Consider the following 19,616-nt stretch of genomic DNA (forward strand, 5'->3'; position numbering starts at 1 on the left):
TCAGACCAGCCGCTCGCGCCCCGCTTTCACCGCTTTGAGGAACACGCTCGGCAAGCCGCTCAGCCCCGCCGGCTCGGTCCAGACGAAATCACCGTCGGCGTTGGTCTCGGCGCGCAGCACCCGCAGGGTCAGGGAGAAGTGGGTGAAGACGTGATCCACCGTGCCGAACTCGAGCCAGGCGCCGGCGGCCGGTGCGGCGGCGGCGGCTTCTTCGTCCAGCCAGGGCTCCGAGCGCCAGTCGCTGGTCGGCAGGCCGAGCATACCGCCGAGCAGGCCCTTGGGCGGCCGGCGGACCAAGGCCGTCTGGTCGCCGCGCGTCAGCACATAGGCCACGCCGTGCCGATGCGGCCGCGCGGGCTTTTTCAGCTTGCGGGGGAAGGTCTCCGGCAAGCCGGTCTTCAAGCCCTCGCACCAAGCCGATACCGGGCAAAGCGCGCAGAGCGGGCTCTTGGGCCGGCAGACCGTCGCGCCCAGGTCCATCAGGGCCTGGGCCCAGTCGCCGGGGCGCTCGCCCGTGACCAGATCGCCGGCCAGGCGCTTGAGTTCGGGCTTGGCGTCGGGCACGGGCGTCTCGACCGCCAACAGCCGCGCCATCACCCGCTCGACATTGCCGTCGACCACATTGGCCTCGCGATCGAAGGCGATCGCCGCCACCGCTGCGGCGGTATAGGCGCCGACGCCTGGCAGGGCCCGCAGGGCCTCCTCGGTATCAGGAAACACCCCGCCGTGGTCGTTGGCGACCGCGCGGGCGCAAGCCAGCAGGTTGCGGGCCCGGGCGTAGTAACCCAGCCCGGCCCAGGCGGCCATCAGGTCGCCGTCATCCACCGCCGCCAAGTCCGACACGGTGGGCCAACGCTGGATGAAGCCGAGGAAATAGGGCGTGGCGTGCGGCACGGTGGTCTGCTGCAGCATCACCTCCGACAGCCAGACGCGATAGGGGTCGGACCGCTGTCCAGCCTTGCCGGCGGCCGGCCCTGTGCGCCAAGGCAGGTCCCGCGCCTGGGCGTCGTACCAGGCCAGCAGGGCGGCGCGGAGGGCGGGGATGTCGAGCATCGTTTCCTATGGCAAATCCTTGGGTGGAATGGGAGGGCCTGCTATCCTCCCCCATGCGCCGTCCCCTGCCCACTGCGGAAGAAGCCCTGGCGATCCTCAAGCGCCGTCGCACGCGGCCGCAGTTTCGCAGCCCCCCGCCGGCCGGCAAGTCGCTGGCGCCGCTGATCAAGGAACTCGACGCCAAGTTCGGCCAGGGGCCGGCCCTGCTGCAGACCCGCTGGCGCGAGATCGTCGGCGAGACCCTGGCCCGGCGCACCGAGCCCGTGCGGGTGATCAAGAGCCGCACGCCGGGAGAAGGCGGCACGCTGGAGTTGCGGGTCGACGGCCCCGTGGCCTCGTTGATCCAGCACCAGGCCCCGCAGATCACCCAGAGGCTGGACCTGCTGCTGGGCAAGGGCGCGGTGACCAGGCTGCGCATCGTCCAGGGGCCGGTGAAGGTCCAGGCCAGCGCCGCCCCGCAGCGTCCGCGCCGCAAGCCGCCGCTCGACGCCGCCCAAGAGCGCGACCTGGCCGACAGCCTGGCCGGCCAGCCCGAAGGCGGGCTGAAGGACGCCCTGCTGAAGCTGGGGCGTGGCGTGCTGCGCAACGAGCCGTCTTAAGCTGGGTCGTTTGCCTTTTCCGTGACCTGGATGTCTCCTGTCCCGCAGATACCAAGGCAGGGGGAATTTGGATGACGGCGGCTCAGGTGAATACCTTTTTTCAGGAATATGCAGCCGCGTTCAGTCGCTTCGACGTTGATGCCGTGAATGACCTCTGGGCCTATCCGGCCCACATCGTCGGGCGCGGCAAGCGCGCGGCCCTCGACGCCGAGCAGTTCCGACTCAACACTGCGGGCCTGTGCGCCTTCTACAAATATCAGGGGATGGCCAAGGCGACCAAGCGCGTGCTGGACTTCACGCCCCTAACCCCGAGCACGGCATGTGTCCGCACCGCCGACCAGATCCTGGACGCGGAAGGCCAGACGATCATTGCTTGGGAGCATGTCTATCTCCTCAGCGACACCGATGATGGGATCAAGGCAGTGACTGCCCTGCCCGACAATGAACTCGAGGCTTGGCGGGCGCGCGGAACGCCGATGGGCGCCTGGTGAGTAGGCCTGAACCGATCCCGAGATTGACAACCCGGCCCTGATTGCGCTTCTGCCAAGGCCTTATCCGCGCCCTTTTCACGCGCCTAAAGAATCGCGCTTAACTCTGCTGTTCCAGCCTGTTCAAGGAAGATCGACCATGCGTCCGCTGACCCGCCGGCTCCTGACCGTCGTCGCCCTCTCCGCCTCCGTGGCCGTCGCGCTTTCGGGCTGTGGCAACAAGGCCGAGACGAGCAACGCCGACGACATGACCCTGGGCAATCCGAAGGCCAAGGTGACGGTCGTGGAATATGCCTCGGCCTCGTGCATCCACTGCGGTCGCTGGAACAACGAGGTGTTCCCGGCCTTCAAGTCGAAATATATCGACACCGGCAAGATCAACTACGTCTATCGCGAGTTCCTGACCAACCCGCCGCAACTGGCCGCCGCCGGCTTCCTGCTGGCCCGCTGCGCCGGCAAGGACAAGTATTTCCAGGTGCTGGACTCGATCTACCGCTCGCAGGAAGAGATGTTCACCACGGGCGACTATCGCGGCAGCCTGCTGCGCATCGCCCAGTCGTCGGGCATGAACGAGGCGCAGTTCAACGCCTGCGTCAACGACGAGAAGGCGCTGAAGGCCCTGAACGCCCGCGTCGAGAAATACGGCAAGGACGCCAACATCACCGGCACCCCGACCTTCGTGGTCAATGGCAAGAAGATCCATGGCGACGACGGCGGCGAGGCTTCGCTGGTCGAACTGGACGCGGCCATCGCCGAGGCCGCCGCGAAATGATCCTCGACCGGCGCGCGCTGATCGGTACGGGCCTGCCTGCCTTGGGCTGGTCGGCCTCGGGCGTGGCGGTGATCGCCATCCCGACGATCGCGCGCGCCGCGCCCTTGCCGCCGGCCGACGGCGACATGGCCCTCGGGGACGCCAAGGCCAAGGTGCAGGTGGTGGAATATGCCTCGCTGTCCTGCACCCACTGCGCCCGTTGGAACAACGAGGTGTTCCCGGTCCTCAAGGCGCGGTTCATCGACACGGGCAAGGTGCGCTATGTGTTCCGGGAATTCCTGACCGAGCCCTTCCAGTTCGCCGCCGCCGGCTATCTACTGGCCCGGCGCGTGGGTCCGGCCCGGTATTTCCAGGTTCTCGACGCGGTGTTCCACCAGCAGGACGCCATCTACAAGAGCGAAGACCTGTGGGGCGGACTGCTGAAGATCGGCAAGAGCTTTGGCCTCACCGAGGCCCAGTTCACCGCCGCCTTGCAGGACAAGGCCGCGCTGGCCGCCATCAATGGTCGGGTCGAGAAAGCCGCCGAGCGCGACCAGGTGCAGGTAACCCCGACCTTCTTCGTCAATGGCCAGCGCTTCGAAGGCGGCCAATCGATCGAGGACCTGGCGACCGCCATCGACAAGGCGGCCGGCAAGACAGCCAAGGCCTGAGGGGAGGGCGCGGGCCGTGCAGTTCCAGCGCCTGCGCCTTTCGGGATTCAAGTCCTTCGTCGAACCGACCGAATTCCGGATCGAACCGGGTCTGACGGGCGTTGTCGGACCCAATGGCTGCGGCAAGTCCAACCTGTTGGAAGCCCTGCGCTGGGTGATGGGGGCCAATTCGGCCAAGGCCATGCGCGCGGGCGGCATGGACGACGTGATTTTCGCCGGCAGCGGCGGTCGCCCGGCCCGTAACCACGCCGACGTCACCCTGACCATCGACAACAGCGACCGCACCGCGCCGGCCCAGTTCAATGATGATCCGACCCTGGAAGTGGTGCGCCGCATCGACCGCGGCGAGGGCTCGACCTACCGCATCAATGGCCGCGAGGTGCGGGCGCGGGACGTCCAGCTGCTGTTCGCCGACGCCTCGACCGGGGCCAATTCGCCGGCCTTGGTCCGCCAGGGCCAGATCAGCGAACTGATCGGCGCCAAGCCGCAGAACCGTCGCCGCATTCTGGAAGAGGCGGCCGGGGTTTCGGGCCTGCACACCCGCCGGCATGAGGCGGAGTTGCGGCTGCGCGCCGCCGAGACCAATCTGACGCGCCTCGATGACGTGGCGCGAGAGTTGGAGGTCGCCCTGAACCGGCTTCGTCGGGAAGCGAGGCAGGCCGAGAAGTACAAGCGCCTGTCGTCAGAGATTCGCGCCGTGCAGGGCGCCGTGCTCTATGCCCGCTGGACCGAGGCGCGCGACAACCTCAACCGCACCCAGAGCGACGCCACCGACGCCGCGCGCAGCGTCGAAGACACCGCCCGCGCGGCCGCCACGGCCCAGACCGCGATCCTGAACGCCGAGACGGCCATGCCGCCGCTGCGCGAGGAAGCCTCGATCGCCCAGGCGATCCTCGGCCAACTGGCGATCCAGAAGGACCGGGCCGAGCGCGAGGCGCAAGCCGCCGCCGCCGAATTCGAGCGGTTGTCGGCCGACCTGGCGCGCATCGACGACGACCGGACCCGTGAGGCGCAGGGCCTGCAGGACGCCGTCCAGGCGTTGGCGCGCCTCGACGCTGACCTGACCCAACTACGGGAGGAGATCGCCGCCGCGCCCGCCCGAGGCCCCGAACTGGCCGCCGCCGCCCAGGCCGCCGAAGAGGCTCGCGCCAAGGCTGACGCCGAGGTCGAGCAGCTAGCGGCCCGCGCCGCCGCCGAAGACGCCCGCGCGCGCGCCGCCGCCCAGCGCCTGGCCGAGGCCGAGAGCCGGCTGGCCCGCACGGTTCGCGCCCTCGACCAGGCCAAGGCCGAGCGCGCCGCTGTCGGTCCCGAGGTCGATCCCGCCGCCGCCGAGGCCCGTCAGCGCTTCGCCAACGCAGAGGCGGGTCTCGCCGCCGCCCGCGCTGCGCTGGAGGAGGCAGAGACTGCCCGCGGAAAGACCGCCGCCGCCGAGGCCCAGGCCCGCGATCTGGCGCGCAAGGTCGAGGACCAACTGGGCCGCTTGCGCACCGAGGCCCGAGGCCTGGCCCAACTGACCGCGCCCCGCGCCAAGAGCGGCTTCTCGCCAGCCTTGGACGCCGTGACGCCCGACAAGGGCTATGGCGCCGCCCTAGCGGCCGCGCTTGGCGACGACCTGGAAGCCGCCCTCGATTCCCGCGCGCCGTCATTCTGGGCTGGCGGCGAAGCTTCCGCCGTCGCCTGGCCCGAAGGCGCCACGCCCCTGGCCCCACTGATCAAGGCCCCGCCCGAACTGGCCGCCCGTCTGTCATATGTGGCGGTGGTGGCGCGGACCGATGGCGACCGCCTGGCCAAGGGCCTGCCGGTCGGGGCGCGGCTGGTGTCCAAGGACGGCGACCTGTGGCGCTGGGACGGTTTCGTGGCCCGCGCCAACGCGCCCAAGCCCGCCGCCGTCCGCCTGGAGCAGCGCACCCGCCTGGCCGAGGTCGAGGCCGAGATCGACCAGGTCGCCCCGCGCGCCGAGGCCACGACCGCTGTCTTGAAGACCGCAGCCGACGCCCTGCGCACGGTGGAAGAGGCTTTACGCGATAAACGCCGCGGTCCGCCCGACGCCGAGCGCCTGTTGACGGGCGCTCGCGAGATCGTGACCCGATACGAACGCGAGGCCGCCCAGCGCGAAGCCCGGGCCCAGTCGCTGGACGACACCATCGTCCGCTTCGAGGCCGAGCGCGTCGAGGCAGACACCGCCCTGGCCGCCGTCCGCGCCGAAAGCGCCGCCGCCGAGGCCGTCGCCGACCTGGCCCCGCAGTTGGCCGCCGCCCGCCACGCCGCGAGCGCCGCCCGCGAGGCCGCCGCCGCCGCTCGCTCGGCCCGCGACCAGGAGACCCGCGAGACCGCCGGCCGCCAGCGCCGCCTGGAGACCCTGGAACGCGACCACGGCGACTGGACCAAGCGCCGCGAGGCCTCGAGCCGGCGCGAGCAAAGCCTGGACGCCGACCGCCTGAAGGCCGTCGTCGCGCTGGAGGCCGCCCGCGAGGCGCCGACCGTGCTGGCCGAGAAGCTGGTGGTGATCGTCGAGCAGTTCGCCGCCGCCGAGGATCGCCGGGCAAGGGCTTCCGACGCCTTGGAGACCGCCGAGACCGACCGACTGACCGCCGACCGCGCGGCCCGCGCCGCTGAGCAGGCCGCCAGCGACGCGCGCGAAAAGCGCGCCGCCCTGGTCGCCCGCCTGGACGGGGCCCGCGAGCGCTTTGCCGAGGTCGCTGGCCACATCCGCGACCAGGCCCGCATGGAGCCCGAGGAGCTGGGCCGTCAACTGTCGGGCGAGGCCATCGCTGTGCCCAAGGACGCCGCCGGGGTCGAGGCCCATCTCTTCGCCCTTGAACGCGAGCGCGACGCCATCGGGCCCGTCAATCTGCGGGCTGAGGAGGAAGCCAACGAATATGCCGCCCGCTTAGAGACCATGCGCACCGAGCGCGCCGACCTGTCGGGCGCGGTGAGCAAGCTGCGGGCCGGCATCGAAGAGCTGAACGCCGAGGGCCGCGAGCGGCTGCTGGCCGCCTTCGAGGTGATCAACGGCCACTTCCAGACCCTCTTCCAGGCCCTGTTCGGCGGTGGTCAGGCCGAGCTGCGGCTGGTCGAGAACGACGATCCGCTGGAGGCCGGCCTGGAAATCTTCGCCTGCCCGCCCGGCAAGCGCATGGCCAGCATGAGCCTGATGAGCGGCGGCGAGCAGGCCCTGACCGCCAGCGCCCTGATCTTCGGCGTCTTCCTGGCCAACCCGGCGCCGATCTGCGTGCTCGACGAGGTCGACGCGCCGCTGGATGACGCCAATGTCGACCGCTATTGCAACATGCTCGACGAGATGCGGCGGCGGACGAAGACCCGGTTCATCGCGATTACGCACAATCCGGTGACGATGAGCCGCATGGACCGGCTGTTCGGGGTGACCATGGCCGAGCGGGGGGTGAGCCAGCTGGTGAGCGTGGACTTGAGCACGGCCGAGCAGTTGGTGGCGGCGCAGTAGGGGCAATTCCTCCCCCACAGGAGGAGGACCTTATATTAGTGAAGCAGCCCCAGCACCGCATGCCGCAGCGGGTTCCCCGGATCGCTCAGCAGCTTCACCGCCATGGCGCACGACATCACCACCAGCAGCGGCCGGATAAGCTTGGCGCCGAACCTCATGGCGAGCCGCGAGCCGATCTGCGCCCCGATGAACGCCCCGACCGCCATGGTCAGGCCGATGGGCCACACCACCGCGCCCTTCCAGATGAACAGGCTCAGGCTGCCCAGGTTCGAGGCTGCATTGGCCAGCTTGGTGTGGGCCGTGGCCTTCAGCGCGCCGTAGCCCAGCAGGGTGACGATAGCCGCCATGTAGAAGGCCCCCGCTCCAGGTCCGAAAATCCCGTCATAGAAGCCGATCAGCGGCGCCACGCAGAAGGCGAAGACCGGCACGGTGACGCGCGGATGGGCGTCCTCGCCCTTCAGGCCACGCGACAGGCCGAAATAGAGGGCGATAACGATCAGCAGGATCGGGACCAAGGCCGCCAACGCGCGGGGCGACAGCAGGCTGACGCACAGGGCCCCGGCCAGGCCGGCGACAGCGGCGCAGGCGGCGACCGGCAGGGCTGTCTTCCAGTCGATCAGGCCGCGCCGGGCGAAGGCGCTGGTCGAGGAGATGGCGCTGACGGCGCCCTGCAGCTTGTTGGTGCCCAGCGCCATGACTGGGCTCATGCCGGTCAGCAGCAAGGCCGGGACGGTCAGAAGGCCGCCGCCGCCAGCGATAGCGTCGAAAGCGCCGGCGATCGCCGCCACGGCGAACATCGTCGCCAGCAGACCCAGATCGACATGCATGGCTAAGGCCCTCGCGAGGTCCGCCCGCGACGGGGCCAGGACCACGCGACCAGGCCCGTTCAGTCAATTATTTCTGGCGTGCCTTGCGGGCGGCGTACTTGGCGTCGCGAGCGATCTTCTGCTCGGAGGCCGACAGCGCCTTGCGCTCCTTGCGGTCGGCGCGCTTCTCGGCCAAGGCGGCTTCCTCGCGCGCCAGAACGTCCTGGCGGGCGGCTTCCTTGACGGCGGCGCGGGCGGCGCGGACCGCTTCCAGCTCGGCTTCACGCTCGACGTGACGCTGCTCGAAGTTGGGGTCGGTGACGGTGGGCTTCGGCTTCATCTTGGCCAGCATCGCCTTCTTGGCGTCAGCGGCGGCGGTGATGCGATCGGCGAAGCCGGTGTTTTTCAGTTGCGACATGAATCTTCTGGTTGGTGGAAAGTGCGCTTCTAAGACCCCAAAACGCCGCGAAAAGCAATGACGATCCCGGCGCAAATGGACGCGCCGGGATCATTCGAAGCTCTACTTCTCGATTTTGTAGACCCTGTAGCTGTGCGGGGCCACGGCCGCAGCGAATTCGGTGCGAACCGGAACGCCCTGACGACGCCAAGCGTCGGCCCTGCCGTCAGCGGGCTTGGCCTCGATCAGCTTGCCGGTCGTCATGTCGCGCAGCTTCACGCCCTCGCCCAGCAGCGACAGGTTCACGGCCGTATCGTCGTCGCGGAACGACTGCACCACGAAGGCCCCGTTGTCGTAGGCGAACAGGCTGACACGGTCGGCGGCGTCCAGCCGCACCGGGAAGTCACGCTGAAGGTAGCGCTTGATCTCGGTCGTCACCCCCTGGGGCAGGTTGTAGAAGTCGCCCGGGTTCTCCGGCATGGTCAGCACATAGAGCACCCCGCCGCCGTAGCGGTTCATCAGCAGGATCGGGAATCCCTTGGCGTTGGCGACCCCGCGAATGATCCCCCAGCTGTCATTGGTGTAGAAGGCCAGCTCTGGAAACAGCACCGGCGGCGTCTCGCGCTTGGGATCGTTCAGGCTCTCGCCATTGCCCGCGCCATAGCCGTTGAGGAAGTCGTGCAGGGCCACCTTCCGGCCGGTGTCGCGCACCTCGAGAATGTCCTCGATCCCCTTGCCCTGCAGGGCGCCCAGCAGGCCCGAGGTGATGAACACCGTCTTGCCGGCCAGCAGGTTACCCTTGATCTTGTCGACGATCTTCGGGTCCTTGGCCGCCGCCTGAGTCAGCAGGGCGACATCGGCATTGGTCGGGAAGTTGGGCGACAGCTCGATCGGGATGCCGACATTGCCCAGATAGTTGTGGAGGAAATCCTCGCCCGACGATTGGTAGGGCTTGTAGCTTGCTATGCCAATCGGCTTGCCCAGCAGGCCCAGGTCCTTGTCGATCTTCTCCAGCGAATAGCCGGCCGCGCGGCCCCAGCCAGGACCTGGATCATTGGCCTGGCCCGAGCTCTTGTAGCTGGCCGTCATGGCCTTCCAGTCGAAGCTGGTGGCCTTGTCCTTCCACGGACGCGCGCCGGGCGCGACGGCCTCGGCCTCGTTCATCGGCCGCCAGTTGAACAGGGTGATCTCAGGGGCCTTGGCCAGCAGGGTGTCCCACAACTGCTCGGCGTAGCGGTCGACATAGAGGGTGGAGAACGTATCGACCCAGCCGCCGCCATTGCCCTTGCCACCGTTAGAGCCGGCGGGGCGGATGTTGTCGAAATAGCGGATGATCGAATAGCTCTCGTACTGTTGCAGCAACTGATCAGTGACCACCGGATCGCGGGTCTCGGTGCCGGTATAGATGCCGTCGAACATCTGCGACTGCTTTTCCAGGTCGTAGCCCGTGCCCTGGAAGTGTTCGTACCAGTTGGGGTATTTGATGATCATCCGCACCTTGGGATTGACCGCCTTGGCGGGGCCGAGCACCAGGTCCTGGCTGACCTTGCGCATGGTCTCCAGCCGGTACTGGGTCCAGGACCGGTCGCCCTTGGCGGCGATGTCGGCGGGGCTTTTCGAAGTGTAGAAGAAGAAGTCGTCGAGGATCACCTCGTCGAAATGCTTGGCCGCCAGGCGCACGGCCTTTTCGCACTCGGCGCGGTCGGCGGGCTTCTCGTAGTCGAAGGTGCCAAACTGGCCGCCCTCGCCGCCGGCCGCCAGGGTGATCCCGCCGGCGACCTTGATCCCACGTTCCTCGAACCAGCCCTTGACCCGCTCGATCTGTTCGTCAGTGGAGAAGTTGTTGCTGCGGTAGACCTCCAGATAGACCTTGTCGAAGTGCAACTGGCGACTGGCCCGCTCGAACTCGCGGTCGAAGGTTGCTCGGTCTGACAGCGACTTGGCGTCGTTGACGGCGATGTAGATCGCGGCGTGGAAGTTCTTGTAGGCGGGCAGCGGCTGCGGCTTGACCGTCTGGGCCTGGACGGGCGCGCCAAGCGCGCACAGCGCCACGGCGCCGAGCAGAGTGCGGGTAAGGCGGATCATGGCGTGTTCTTCCCTCGATGGACTCGCGCCGGCGCTTCGCATGCCGATCATGGTTGCGGTAACATTGGAATGGTATGACGAACGTTGCGAGCGAAACTTTCGAAGCGCCGTCATTTTCCGCCTTCCGGCCTCCCAAGTTTCGCGCCCTTAAGGGAAATGAATTCAAGCCCCAAAACACGCCCTAAGCCTTGCAATCGACCGCTCCGCCGCGCTAGGGCAGGGCCAATTCCAGCGCCAGCATTGAAATCCGGGGAAATCGCGGTTGACGTTGCGGCGCCGATCCGGACTTCGAGGACCGACTTGCCGCAGTCGGCGCGGATATCGCCAAAAGCCGTTATAAAACTGCCACTTGAAGGATATTCTCTCCAACTTGACGCACTGCGGTGCGATCTATAGGTTCCGCCGCGATCAAGCTGGGTCTGGGGGACGGCTCTCTCGGCCATCGCAGGACCCTACAACCCCAATGTCCAAGGTTGACGATCCGCGCGCAGAGGCGCTACGCCGCCTCGACGAGCGGGCAGAAGCGCTTAAGGCCAGCGCGGTCCGACCTGAATCGCATAGCGGCGAGATGGCCGCCTCGAGTCAGGCCTATAAGATCCTGGCTGAATTGCTGGGCGGTGTGCTCATCGGGCTGGCCCTGGGAGCGATCGTCGATCGGTTCGCCAAGACCGGACCCTGGGGTTTGATCGGCGGAGTCCTTCTGGGCTTTGCCTTGTCGTTGTTCATGGCGCGTCGCACGGCCAATCGGCTGATGGCGCTGGCTAGGGCGGAAGAGGCTGCGCGATCGCAAGCCTCCAAGCCCAGAGTAGACTAGGAGCGAAAGGCCCAATGGCCGATCCGTTGCATCAGTTCAAGATCGAGAAGATCGTCGATCTTCCGGACATCACCTTGCCGGTGGTGGGCCAGGTCGATCTCGCGATCACCAACTCGCACGTCGCCATGACCGTCGCCTTCGCGGCGATCGTCCTGTTCCTGACCGCCGTGACCTCCAACGCGCAAGTCGTGCCGGGCCGTCTTCAGACGGTCGGCGAGGGCGTGTTCGGCCTGATCGACAACCTGACGGACTCGATCATCGGCCACGAGGGCCGCAAGCTGTTCCCGTTCGTGTTCACGGTCTTCACACTGATCCTGGGCATGAACTTCCTGGGTCTGATGCTGGCCTTCACCGCCACCTCGCAGATCGCGGTCACCGCGACCTTTGGCGTGCTGACCATCGGCCTGGTGCTGATCATCGGTTTCGCCAAGCACGGCCTGGGCTTCTTTAAGCTGTTCGTGCCGTCGGGCGTGCCGTGGGTGCTGCTGCCGGTGATCATCCTGATCGAGTTCGCCTCGTTCCTGCTGCGTCCCGTCACCCTCACCCTGCGTCTGTTTGGCAACATGATGGGCGGCCACGTGGCGCTCAAGGTGTTCGCTGGCTTCGTGGCGGCGGCCGTGATCGGCAAGATTGGCCTGCTCGGCCTTCTCGTCGGCCCCCTCTCGATCGGCATGGTCACGGCCCTGACCGCTCTGGAATTCCTGGTGGCCTTCCTCCAGGCCTTCGTCTTCGCCGTTCTGACCTGCATCTATCTCAATGATGTGGTCAATTTGGGTCATGGCCACTAAGGGTCGGACCAAGCTCTTCATCACCACCCAACCTCTTACCAACTAGGACAAGACAACAATGGACGCAGCAGCCGCCAAGCTCATCGGTGCCGGCCTCGCCACCCTCGGAATGATCGGCGCCGGCATCGGCGTGGGCAACATCTTCGGCAGCTTCCTGACGGGCGCCCTGCGCAATCCGTCGGCCGCCGCCAGCCAGATCGGCAACCTGTTCGTGGGCGCCGCCTTGGCCGAAGCCCTGGGCATCCTGGCCTTCGTGCTGGGCATCCTGATCTACTCGGCCTAACGCCGGACCTGATTGACGGCGGCGCCGCTACCGGCGCCGCCGCGACCCCTCTACCGGACGATTTTAGGTAATGGCTGATCCCACACAGTCCGCTCCGGCGGTCTCGACCCACGGCGCCGGGGCCTCTCCCGCGCCGGACGCAACCCATGAAGCGGCGGGCGCCGAGCACGGCTCGGGCGGTCTGCCGCAGTTCGAGTTCCAGCATTGGGGCGGGCAGATCGCCTACCTGCTGGTGCTGTTCGCCATTCTCTATGTGCTGATCGCCCGCGTCTTCACGCCCCGCATGCGGCGCGTGATCGACGAGCGGGCCAGCACGATCGCCGGAGCGCTCGAGGCCGCGCGTCAGGTTCAGGCCGAGGCCCTGGAGCAATCCAGAGCCGCAGCCGCCGATCTGGCCGAAGCTCGCGCCCGCTCGCAAGCCCTGGCCTTCGACGCCCGGGCCAAGGCCGCCGCCGAGGCCGCCGAACGCTCCGCTATCGAAGAAGCAAAGCTGGCCGCGCAACTGGCTGAAGCCGAAACCCGGATCGCCGGCATGCGCGACTCGGCCATGGCCCAGATCGGCGCCGTGGCCAACGACACGGCCATGGCCATCATCCAGAAGCTGACCGGCAAGTCCGCCTCGGACGCCGACCTGAAGGCCGCCTCGGCCGCGCGCGGAGGAGCCGCCTGATGCCCGCGTTTTTTGAAGGCGAATTCTGGCAGATCGCCAATCCCGAATTCTGGGTGGGGGTCGGCCTGATCCTGTTCCTGGCGATCGTCATCTGGGCCAAGGCTCCGGGCATGATCGCCGGCAAGCTGGACGAAACCGCCAACAAGATTCAATCCGACCTCGACGAGGCCGCTCGCATCCGCACCGAAGCCGAAGCGATGCTGGCGACCATCCGCGCCGAACGCGAAGAGTCCGAGCGCCAGGCCGTCGCCATGCTGGCGGCCGCCAAGGCCGACGTCGAGCAGATGGCGATCGAAGCCAAGGCCAAGCTCGAGGAACAGATCAAGCGCCGGGCCGAAATGGCCGAACGCAAGATCGCCCAGGCCGAGACCCAGGCCCAGTCCGAGGTCAAGGCCGCCGCCGTCGACCTCGCCACCCAGATCGCCGAACAGGTCCTGGTCGCCCGCCTGGCGGCGGGAACCTCGGACAACCTGGTCGACGCGGCCATCGGCCAGATCGGCACGAAGCTGCAATAGCGGTTTCAGGTTCGCGAAATCATCGAGGGCGCGCTCCGCAAGGGGCGCGCCCTTTTTGTATTGTCCTCCCCCTATGGACGAGGCGATCGCGCAGCGATCGGTGGGGGGAGTTTTAGGGTCGTCGATCAGGGCTGTGATTGGCTGCCCGTTCACTCCCCTCTCCGTCGGCGTCGCCGACACCTCCCCCACAGGGGGAGGAGTTCGGGTCCCGCCGCTAGACCGGCTGCTTCTTCAGCCACCGGCGCTTGATGTGCTTGCGCCCACGCTTCAGCACCCGCCAGGACGCCTTGCGCAGGAACAGCTTCTCGGACCGCAACAACTGCTGCCAGGCGACCAGCATGATCTCCGGCTCGCGGCGCATCAGCCGGCGGATCGGGAAGATGAGCTTCGGATGCCGGCGTTGCCAGCGCAGGAAGCGGCGCTTGGCCTGGAACGAGTTACGCAGCACGATCATCAGGCCGACAACCAGCAGCGGCAGGCCCAGGTGGCCCGGTAGTGGCGTCAGGATCACCCCGGCCAACAGCACGAGCACGCCAAAGGCCAGCGCCGCCCAGCGGGCCACGCGCCCCGCGGTTTCACGCAGGACAAGGGCCAGACGGCGACGGCGGCGATAGAGCCTCGAAGGCAACCTGGCGAGCGTTTCGGCGGCGCCGCTCACGGCCGCCGCTTGTGCGCGAGGTGCGCGGAAGACCGGCGCTTGAGCGACCGGCGCCAGCGCTTGGCCACGCGCCAGCGATGCGGCACGATCAGGCGCTCCATACGCAGCAACTGCTGCCACGCCACCGGCAGCACCTCGGGCTCGCGGCGCAGCAGACGGCGCAGCGGGAACAGCAGCTTGGGATGGGCATGCTGGAAGCGCACGAACTGCTTGCGCGCCCGGAACGAGTTGCGCAGCACCAGCATCAGCCCGCCGACCGTCAACGGCACGCCCAGCGGACCGGGCAGAGGCGCGATCAGAAAGCCCGCCACCACCAGGATCAAGCCCAGCGTCACCAAGACCACGCGCGAAATCCGCCCGAGAAGCTCGCGGGCGAGTTCGTCGGCGGCGGAGAAACGCACGGAAGGCATGGCGAGGACGAGGTTCATGACGGGAAGAAACGGGTTCCGTGGTCCGCTTGATCCCGGCGACAGGCCGGCCTCTCGGCTCACATGACCCGATATGAGATTGGGGCGCCTCTCCGTAAAGGCGTCCCGTTGTCGCTTAACCCGACTGTGGCCTCTATTCCGCAGCCAGTGGCGCGGCGGCCACAGGTTTCCACCTCAAGCGTGGCTTTCGGGCCGCTAGAGTCTCGTCCAGGCGCTTGAGCGGCGCGTGATAGGGCGCGCCCTTGAAGCGCTCCACGTCGCCCCCCTTCGCAGCCCCCGCGAGCGCGCGGAGGGCGTAGATGAAGCGGTCGAGCTCCTGTTTGCTCTCGGTCTCGGTCGGCTCGATCAGCATGGCGCCGTGAACTACCAGCGGGAAGTACATGGTCATCGGGTGGAAGCCCTCGTCGATCATCGCCTTGGCGAAGTCGAGGGTGGTGACGCCGGTTCCGTCCAGCCAGGTGTCGTCGAACAGGGCCTCATGCATGCAGGGGCCATTCGGGAAGGCCGGGCTCATCAGGTCGCTGAGGCGGGCCTTGATGTAGTTGGCGTTCAGCACCGCGTCCTCGGCCACCTGCCGTAGGCCGTCGGCCCCGTGGCTGAGCATGTAGGCATAGGCCCGCACGAACATGCCCATCTGGCCATGGAAGGCGCTCATCCGCCCAAAGGCCTGGGCGGCGGGGCCCCTCGCCTCCTCGACAAGCGTGAAGCGGTGTTCGTGATTGACGATCCACGGGGTGGGGGCGAACGGCGCCAGGGCGGCGCTCAGCACCACCGGACCCGCGCCCGGACCGCCGCCACCGTGCGGAGTGGAGAAGGTCTTGTGCAGGTTGATGTGCATGGCGTCGACGCCCAGGTCGCCCGGGCGGACCCGGCCGACGATGGCGTTGAAATTGGCCCCGTCACAGTAGAAATAGGCCCCGGCCGCATGGGTCAGCCGAGCAATCTCGACCACGTCGCGCTCGAACAGGCCGCAGGTGTTGGGGTTGGTGACCATGATGGCGGCCACATGATCGCCTAGCTTGGACTCCAGGTCGGCCAAGTCGACTCTTCCGTCGTCGGTCTGGGCGATCTCGACCACGGTGTAGCCGACAAAGGCCGCCGTGGCCGGGTTGGTGCCGTGGGCGCTGGTCGGGGCTAGCACGGTCTTGCGGTGGCCCTGGCCATTGGCCTCGTGGGCCGCGCGGATGGCCAGCATGCCGCACATCTCGCCATGGGCGCCGGCCTTGGGGCTCAGCGCCACCGCCGGCATCCCCGTCAGCGTCTTCAGCCAGTGCGCCAGGCGGTCCATCAGCTCCAGCGCGCCTTGCACCGTCGACTGCGGCTGCAGCGGATGGATGTCGGAGAAGCCCGGCAGGCGGGCCATCTTCTCGTTGAGGCGAGGATTGTGCTTCATCGTGCACGAGCCCAGCGGATACAGCGCCAGGTCGATGGCGTGGTTCTTCTGGGACAGGCGCACATAGTGGCGCACCGCTTCCGGCTCCGACAGGCCCGGCAGGCCGATCGGCGCGGTGCGGAGCAGGTCGCCAAGGTCATCGGCCGGGGGAGCATCCGGCAGATCGACGCCGGTCTTGTCCCAGGCGTTCAGTTCGAAGATCAGGGCCTCGTCCTGAAGGAGCCCGCGAGCGCCGGTCAGGGTGGGGTGAAGATAATCGTTCACGGCGTCAGGCGAGGCTTCGGGACGGGTCGGCCGTCCAACGTTGTTCATGCTCATTGGGCCAGCACCTTGGTCAGGGCCTTGGAGAAGAGAAGGATATCGCTATCGGGCGTGGTCTCGGTGATGGCGACCAGCAGGACGTCGTCGAGGCCGGCGGCCGGGTCGAGGCGCGAGAAGGGCACGCCGGCGATGACGCCGTTGGCGGCCAGGGTCTCGACCACTTCGGCGGCGTTGCGGGATAGCTTCACCGCGAACTCGTTGAAGAACCGGGGGGTCAGGATCTCGACGCCCGGCACGGCCGCCAGGGCGTCGCGCAGAGCCACGGCCTTCTGGTGGTTGATCAGGGCCAGCCGGCGCAGGCCCGTCTCGCCCAGCAAGCTCATATGGATGCTGAAGGCCAGGGCGCAGAGGCCGCTGTTGGTGCAGATGTTGGAGGTGGCCTTGTCGCGGCGGATGTGCTGCTCGCGGGTCGACAGGGTGAGGACGAAGCCGCGACGGCCGTCGGCGTCGACGGTCTCGCCGCACAGCCGGCCGGGGGCCTGGCGGACGTATTTTTCCTTGCAGGCGAACAGGCCGACATAGGGGCCGCCGAAGTTCAGGCCGTTGCCGATCGACTGGCCCTCGGCCACCACGATGTCGGCGCCCATCTCGCCGGGCGACTTCAGCAGGCCAAAGGACACCGCCTCGGTGGTCACCACGATCAGCAGGGCCCCGGCCGCCTGGGCGGCGGCGGCGATCTTGGTCACGTCGGTGGCGGTGCCGAACACATTGGGGGTCTGGACGACGACGCAGGCGGTGTCGGCGTCGATAGCCGCCACCACCGCGTCCTCGGCGTCGATCGCGGCGGCCAGGCGGTCGGTGGCGACGCCGGCGGCGTGGGCCAGGGTCTCGACCGTGCCGACATAGTGCGGGTGCAGGCCGCCCGACAGCACGGCCTTGCCCCGGCGGGTGACGCGGGTGGCCATCATCACCGCCTCGGCGGCGGCGGTGGAGCCGTCATAGAGCGAGGCGTTGGCCACTTCCATGCCCGTCAGGGCGGCGACCTGGGTCTGGAACTCGAACAGCACCTGCAGCGTGCCCTGAGCGATCTCGGGCTGGTAGGGCGTGTAGCTGGTGAGGAACTCCGACCGTTGGATGATGTGGTCCACCGTGGCCGGCACATGGTGGCGATAGGCCCCCGCCCCCACGAAGAACGGCCCTTCGGAGGCCGAGCGATTGCGGCGCGACAGGGCCAGCATCTCGCGCTCGACCTCCAGCTCGCCGGCGTGGAATGGCAGGTCCACCGGCGTCTTGCGATAGGCGACGGCGGGCACATCGACGAACAGCTCGTCGATGGTCTCCGCGCCGATGACGCCGAGCATGTCGGCGCGATCTTGAGGGGTCAGGGGGAGGTAGCGCATTGAGAGTTCCTTCTCCCTTCCCCTTGACGGAGGAAGGGTCGGGGATGGGGGTGTTTGCGGCGGCGGGGTCACCCCCACCGATCTTAGAGGGTCGAGAGGAACGCTTCGTAGGCCACGCGGTCCATCAGGGCGTCGACCTCGGACGGATTGCTCAGCTTGATCTTGGCGAACCAGCCGCCGGCTTCGGGCACGGCGTTGACGGTCTCGGGGGCGTCCGACAGCTGGCCGTTGGCCTCGACCACCTCGCCCGACACCGGGGCGTAGACGTCGGAGGCGGCCTTGACGCTTTCGACCACCGCCAGGCCTTCGCCCTGTTTGACGACTTTGCCGACTTCGGGCGTCTCGACGAACACCACGTCGCCCAGTTGCTCAGCGGCGTAGCCGGAGATGCCGACGGTGGCGACGTCGCCCTCGACTTCAACCCACTCGTGATCCTTGGTGAACTTCATGGTCTGGGACCTTTTCTAAATCTTGCGCACGTAGCGGGTCGGGACGAACGGCGAGGCCACAACCTCGACCGCCTGCGGCTTACCGCGAACGATGACTTTCAGCTTGGTCCCGATCGCTGACAGGGCGGGGGGCGCGAAGCCAATGGCGATGGCGCCGCCGTAGCTGGGACCAAAGCCGCCGCTGGTGACCACGCCGACCACGGCGCCGGTCTCGTCGGCGATCTGCGCGCCTTCACGGGCCGGCGCGCCTTCCAGCACTTTCAGATTGACCCGGACGCGCTTGAGGTCACCCGCCAGTTCCTTGGCGATGCGCTCTGCGCCCAGATAGTCGCCGGCCTCGCGGCGGCTCTTGCCCACGGCAAACGGCATGCCCGCCTCGATCGGCGAGATCGTCTCGTCCATGTCATGGCCATAGAGCGGCAGGCCGGCCTCCAGGCGCAGGCTGTCGCGGGCGCCCAGGCCGATGGCCTTGACGCGTTCGTCTTCCAACAGCGTGTTCCAGATGCGCGCGGCTTCGATCGCGGGGACCGAGATTTCGTAGCCGTCCTCGCCGGTATAACCCGAGCGGGAGATGATCGCGTCGGTCCCGAAGGCGGTCAGGGCGGCGGTGTCCATGAACACCATGCCGGCGGCTTGCGGCACGTGGGCGGCCAGCACCGCGGCGGCCTTTGGGCCTTGCAAGGCCAACAAGGCGCGGTCTTCCAGGCGCTCGACGGTCGCCTCGCCTTCCAGCGCCTTGGCGATGATGGCGTAGTCATTGTCCTTGCAGGCGCCGTTGACGACGATGAACAGGCCGTCGTCGTCGGGCCGCGCCGTCATCAGATCGTCGATCACCCCGCCCTCGGCATTGAGCAGTACGGCATAGCGCTGCTTGCCGGGCTTGAGGCCCTGGTAGTCGGCCGAAACCAGCTTTTCGAAGCTCTTGGCCGGGTTGTCGCCGCGCAGCCGGGCTTGGCCCATGTGCGAGACGTCGAACAATCCTGCGTGCTCGCGGGTCCAAAGATGCTCCTTCAGCACCCCGTCCTTGTATTGCACAGGCATGTGGTAGCCGGCGAACGGAACCATGCGGGCGCCGGCGGCGACGTGCGCATCGTAGAGCGGGGTCTTCTTGAGATCTGGGTCGGACACGCGGGGGCTCCAAACGGGGACAGCGCTGCAAGCCCGGCTTTCACCAGACGATAAGCGCCCCCGCTGTCCCTTTGACCTGAGAGATTCCGGATCCAGCCCTCAAGTTGGGAAGGGGGACCCTTGCTCCTTCGGCGGGCAACGCTTTCGCGCCGCCTCTTTCCAGCGTTCCTAAACCCGCGCGGTCCGTTTGCCTGAGCGTTTCCGGGGCGGTTGCGCCTTCGGCCTCGGGACCAGAATCCCGACGTCTCCCGCGAGGGTCGCACCGTGTTTGAGCGAGGGGGCGAGCGGAGTCAACGGGCGAAGAAAAGAGCCGGCAAGAAAGCTCTCATAGATTGCATTTTTGCCATCTTGTCTTCAAACTTGGAGACCGCCCAGAAGCGCACCGAGAACCAGCATCGTCAGCTGGCCCTGCTGGCCAAGCAGCTTCGGTTGGTGCTGGTCGCCCAGCAATACCTAGAGACCGGCGGGGTAGAAGGCCTGCTGGCGACGCTCAAGGATCTTGAGCGTCCCTAGCGC

The 19,616-nt window shown here is 67.7% G+C and carries 20 protein-coding genes, 1 pseudogene and 1 riboswitch; of the genes and pseudogenes, 11 read left to right on the top strand and 10 right to left on the bottom strand.

The features are described 5' to 3' along the window. Entirely contained in the window at positions 1–1,053 is a 1,053-nt protein-coding gene (gene mutY / locus ACP694_RS01090) for an A/G-specific adenine glycosylase (RefSeq protein WP_426009760.1), read from the bottom strand. Between the two features lie 53 nt (positions 1,054–1,106). Here mutY and ACP694_RS01095 point away from each other — a divergent pair, with 53 nt between their 5' ends. From ACP694_RS01095 to smc, 5 genes are all read left to right on the top strand, one after another. Continuing rightward, positions 1,107–1,652 carry a DUF721 domain-containing protein gene (locus tag ACP694_RS01095; RefSeq protein ID WP_426009761.1) on the top strand — a complete coding sequence of 182 codons (546 nt, stop codon included), beginning with the start codon at positions 1,107–1,109 and terminating at the stop codon, positions 1,650–1,652. Positions 1,653–1,738: 86 nt separating this feature from the next. Beyond that, the gene (locus ACP694_RS01100; RefSeq protein ID WP_426009763.1) at positions 1,739–2,143 is read left to right on the top strand and encodes a hypothetical protein; all 405 of its coding nucleotides are present in this window, start codon (positions 1,739–1,741) and stop codon (positions 2,141–2,143) included. Between the two features lie 136 nt (positions 2,144–2,279). Beyond that, positions 2,280–2,912 (top strand): DsbA family protein, encoded by a 633-nt coding sequence (locus ACP694_RS01105; RefSeq protein ID WP_426009765.1) that lies wholly within the window; start codon positions 2,280–2,282, stop codon positions 2,910–2,912. Then, entirely contained in the window at positions 2,909–3,562 is a 654-nt protein-coding gene (locus tag ACP694_RS01110; protein WP_426009766.1) for a DsbA family protein, read from the top strand. Before ACP694_RS01105 ends, ACP694_RS01110 begins: the two co-directional genes overlap by 4 nt. Before the next feature lie 16 nt (positions 3,563–3,578). After that, complete coding sequence (gene smc, locus ACP694_RS01115; RefSeq protein ID WP_426009767.1) at positions 3,579–7,025, top strand: chromosome segregation protein SMC; 3,447 nt, start codon at positions 3,579–3,581, stop codon at positions 7,023–7,025. A 35-nt stretch (positions 7,026–7,060) separates the two neighbouring features. Here smc and ACP694_RS01120 read toward each other — a convergent pair whose 3' ends face one another. The 3 genes from ACP694_RS01120 to ACP694_RS01130 all read right to left on the bottom strand — a co-directional run bounded on the left by ACP694_RS01120 (position 7,061) and on the right by ACP694_RS01130 (position 10,313). Continuing rightward, positions 7,061–7,852, bottom strand: a complete 792-nt coding sequence (locus tag ACP694_RS01120) for a TSUP family transporter (protein WP_426009769.1) — start codon at positions 7,850–7,852, stop codon at positions 7,061–7,063. A gap of 67 nt (positions 7,853–7,919) precedes the next feature. After that, positions 7,920–8,249, bottom strand: a complete 330-nt coding sequence (locus ACP694_RS01125; protein WP_426009770.1) for a DUF6481 family protein — start codon at positions 8,247–8,249, stop codon at positions 7,920–7,922. A gap of 102 nt (positions 8,250–8,351) precedes the next feature. Further along, positions 8,352–10,313 carry a hypothetical protein gene (locus ACP694_RS01130; protein WP_426009772.1) on the bottom strand — a complete coding sequence of 654 codons (1,962 nt, stop codon included), beginning with the start codon at positions 10,311–10,313 and terminating at the stop codon, positions 8,352–8,354. A gap of 463 nt (positions 10,314–10,776) precedes the next feature. On the opposite strand from ACP694_RS01130, the gene ACP694_RS01135 reads away from it, so the two are divergent. From ACP694_RS01135 to ACP694_RS01155, 5 genes are all read left to right on the top strand, one after another. Continuing rightward, a complete protein-coding gene (locus tag ACP694_RS01135) occupies positions 10,777–11,127 on the top strand; it encodes an AtpZ/AtpI family protein (RefSeq protein ID WP_426009774.1) in 351 nt (116 codons plus the stop codon). 14 nt (positions 11,128–11,141) lie between these two features. After that, positions 11,142–11,915 (top strand): F0F1 ATP synthase subunit A, encoded by a 774-nt coding sequence (locus tag ACP694_RS01140; RefSeq protein WP_426009776.1) that lies wholly within the window; start codon positions 11,142–11,144, stop codon positions 11,913–11,915. Positions 11,916–11,973: 58 nt separating this feature from the next. Further along, positions 11,974–12,198: a F0F1 ATP synthase subunit C gene (locus tag ACP694_RS01145; RefSeq protein ID WP_012288375.1), complete on the top strand. Its 225-nt coding sequence runs from the start codon at positions 11,974–11,976 to the stop codon at positions 12,196–12,198. Between the two features lie 70 nt (positions 12,199–12,268). Beyond that, positions 12,269–12,868, top strand: coding sequence for a hypothetical protein (locus ACP694_RS01150; RefSeq protein ID WP_426009778.1), 600 nt, complete (start codon positions 12,269–12,271; stop codon positions 12,866–12,868). After that, positions 12,868–13,383 (top strand): F0F1 ATP synthase subunit B, encoded by a 516-nt coding sequence (locus tag ACP694_RS01155; RefSeq protein ID WP_426009780.1) that lies wholly within the window; start codon positions 12,868–12,870, stop codon positions 13,381–13,383. The genes ACP694_RS01150 and ACP694_RS01155 overlap by 1 nt, the downstream gene beginning before the upstream one ends. Positions 13,384–13,597: 214 nt before the next feature. On the opposite strand, the gene ACP694_RS01160 is transcribed toward ACP694_RS01155, so the two are convergent. From ACP694_RS01160 to gcvT, 6 genes are all read right to left on the bottom strand, one after another. Next, the gene (locus ACP694_RS01160) at positions 13,598–14,041 is read right to left on the bottom strand and encodes a hypothetical protein (RefSeq protein ID WP_426009782.1); all 444 of its coding nucleotides are present in this window, start codon (positions 14,039–14,041) and stop codon (positions 13,598–13,600) included. Further along, on the bottom strand, positions 14,038–14,469 hold the full coding sequence (locus tag ACP694_RS01165) for a hypothetical protein (RefSeq protein ID WP_426009783.1): 432 nt from the start codon (positions 14,467–14,469) through the stop codon (positions 14,038–14,040). The genes ACP694_RS01160 and ACP694_RS01165 overlap by 4 nt, the downstream gene beginning before the upstream one ends. A 133-nt stretch (positions 14,470–14,602) precedes the next feature. Further along, positions 14,603–16,180, bottom strand: a complete 1,578-nt coding sequence (gene gcvPB, locus ACP694_RS01170; RefSeq protein WP_426009784.1) for an aminomethyl-transferring glycine dehydrogenase subunit GcvPB — start codon at positions 16,178–16,180, stop codon at positions 14,603–14,605. Continuing rightward, entirely contained in the window at positions 16,177–17,523 is a 1,347-nt protein-coding gene (gene gcvPA, locus ACP694_RS01175) for an aminomethyl-transferring glycine dehydrogenase subunit GcvPA (protein WP_426009786.1), read from the bottom strand. Before gcvPA ends, gcvPB begins: the two co-directional genes overlap by 4 nt. 83 nt (positions 17,524–17,606) lie before the next feature. Beyond that, positions 17,607–17,972: a glycine cleavage system protein GcvH gene (gene gcvH, locus ACP694_RS01180; protein WP_426009788.1), complete on the bottom strand. Its 366-nt coding sequence runs from the start codon at positions 17,970–17,972 to the stop codon at positions 17,607–17,609. Positions 17,973–17,987: 15 nt separating this feature from the next. Next, a complete protein-coding gene (gcvT, locus tag ACP694_RS01185; RefSeq protein WP_426009789.1) occupies positions 17,988–19,100 on the bottom strand; it encodes a glycine cleavage system aminomethyltransferase GcvT in 1,113 nt (370 codons plus the stop codon). Between the two features lie 169 nt (positions 19,101–19,269). After that, positions 19,270–19,361: riboswitch (glycine riboswitch) on the bottom strand. Positions 19,362–19,463: 102 nt separating this feature from the next. Between gcvT and ACP694_RS01190 the strand changes: the two are divergent. After that, positions 19,464–19,613, top strand: a pseudogene (locus ACP694_RS01190) (ORF6N domain-containing protein); the annotation flags it as partial. Positions 19,614–19,616: the final 3 nt, after the last annotated feature.

It is taken from the genome of Caulobacter sp. DWR2-3-1b2, assembly GCF_049896345.1.
Classification (GTDB): domain Bacteria; phylum Pseudomonadota; class Alphaproteobacteria; order Caulobacterales; family Caulobacteraceae; genus Caulobacter.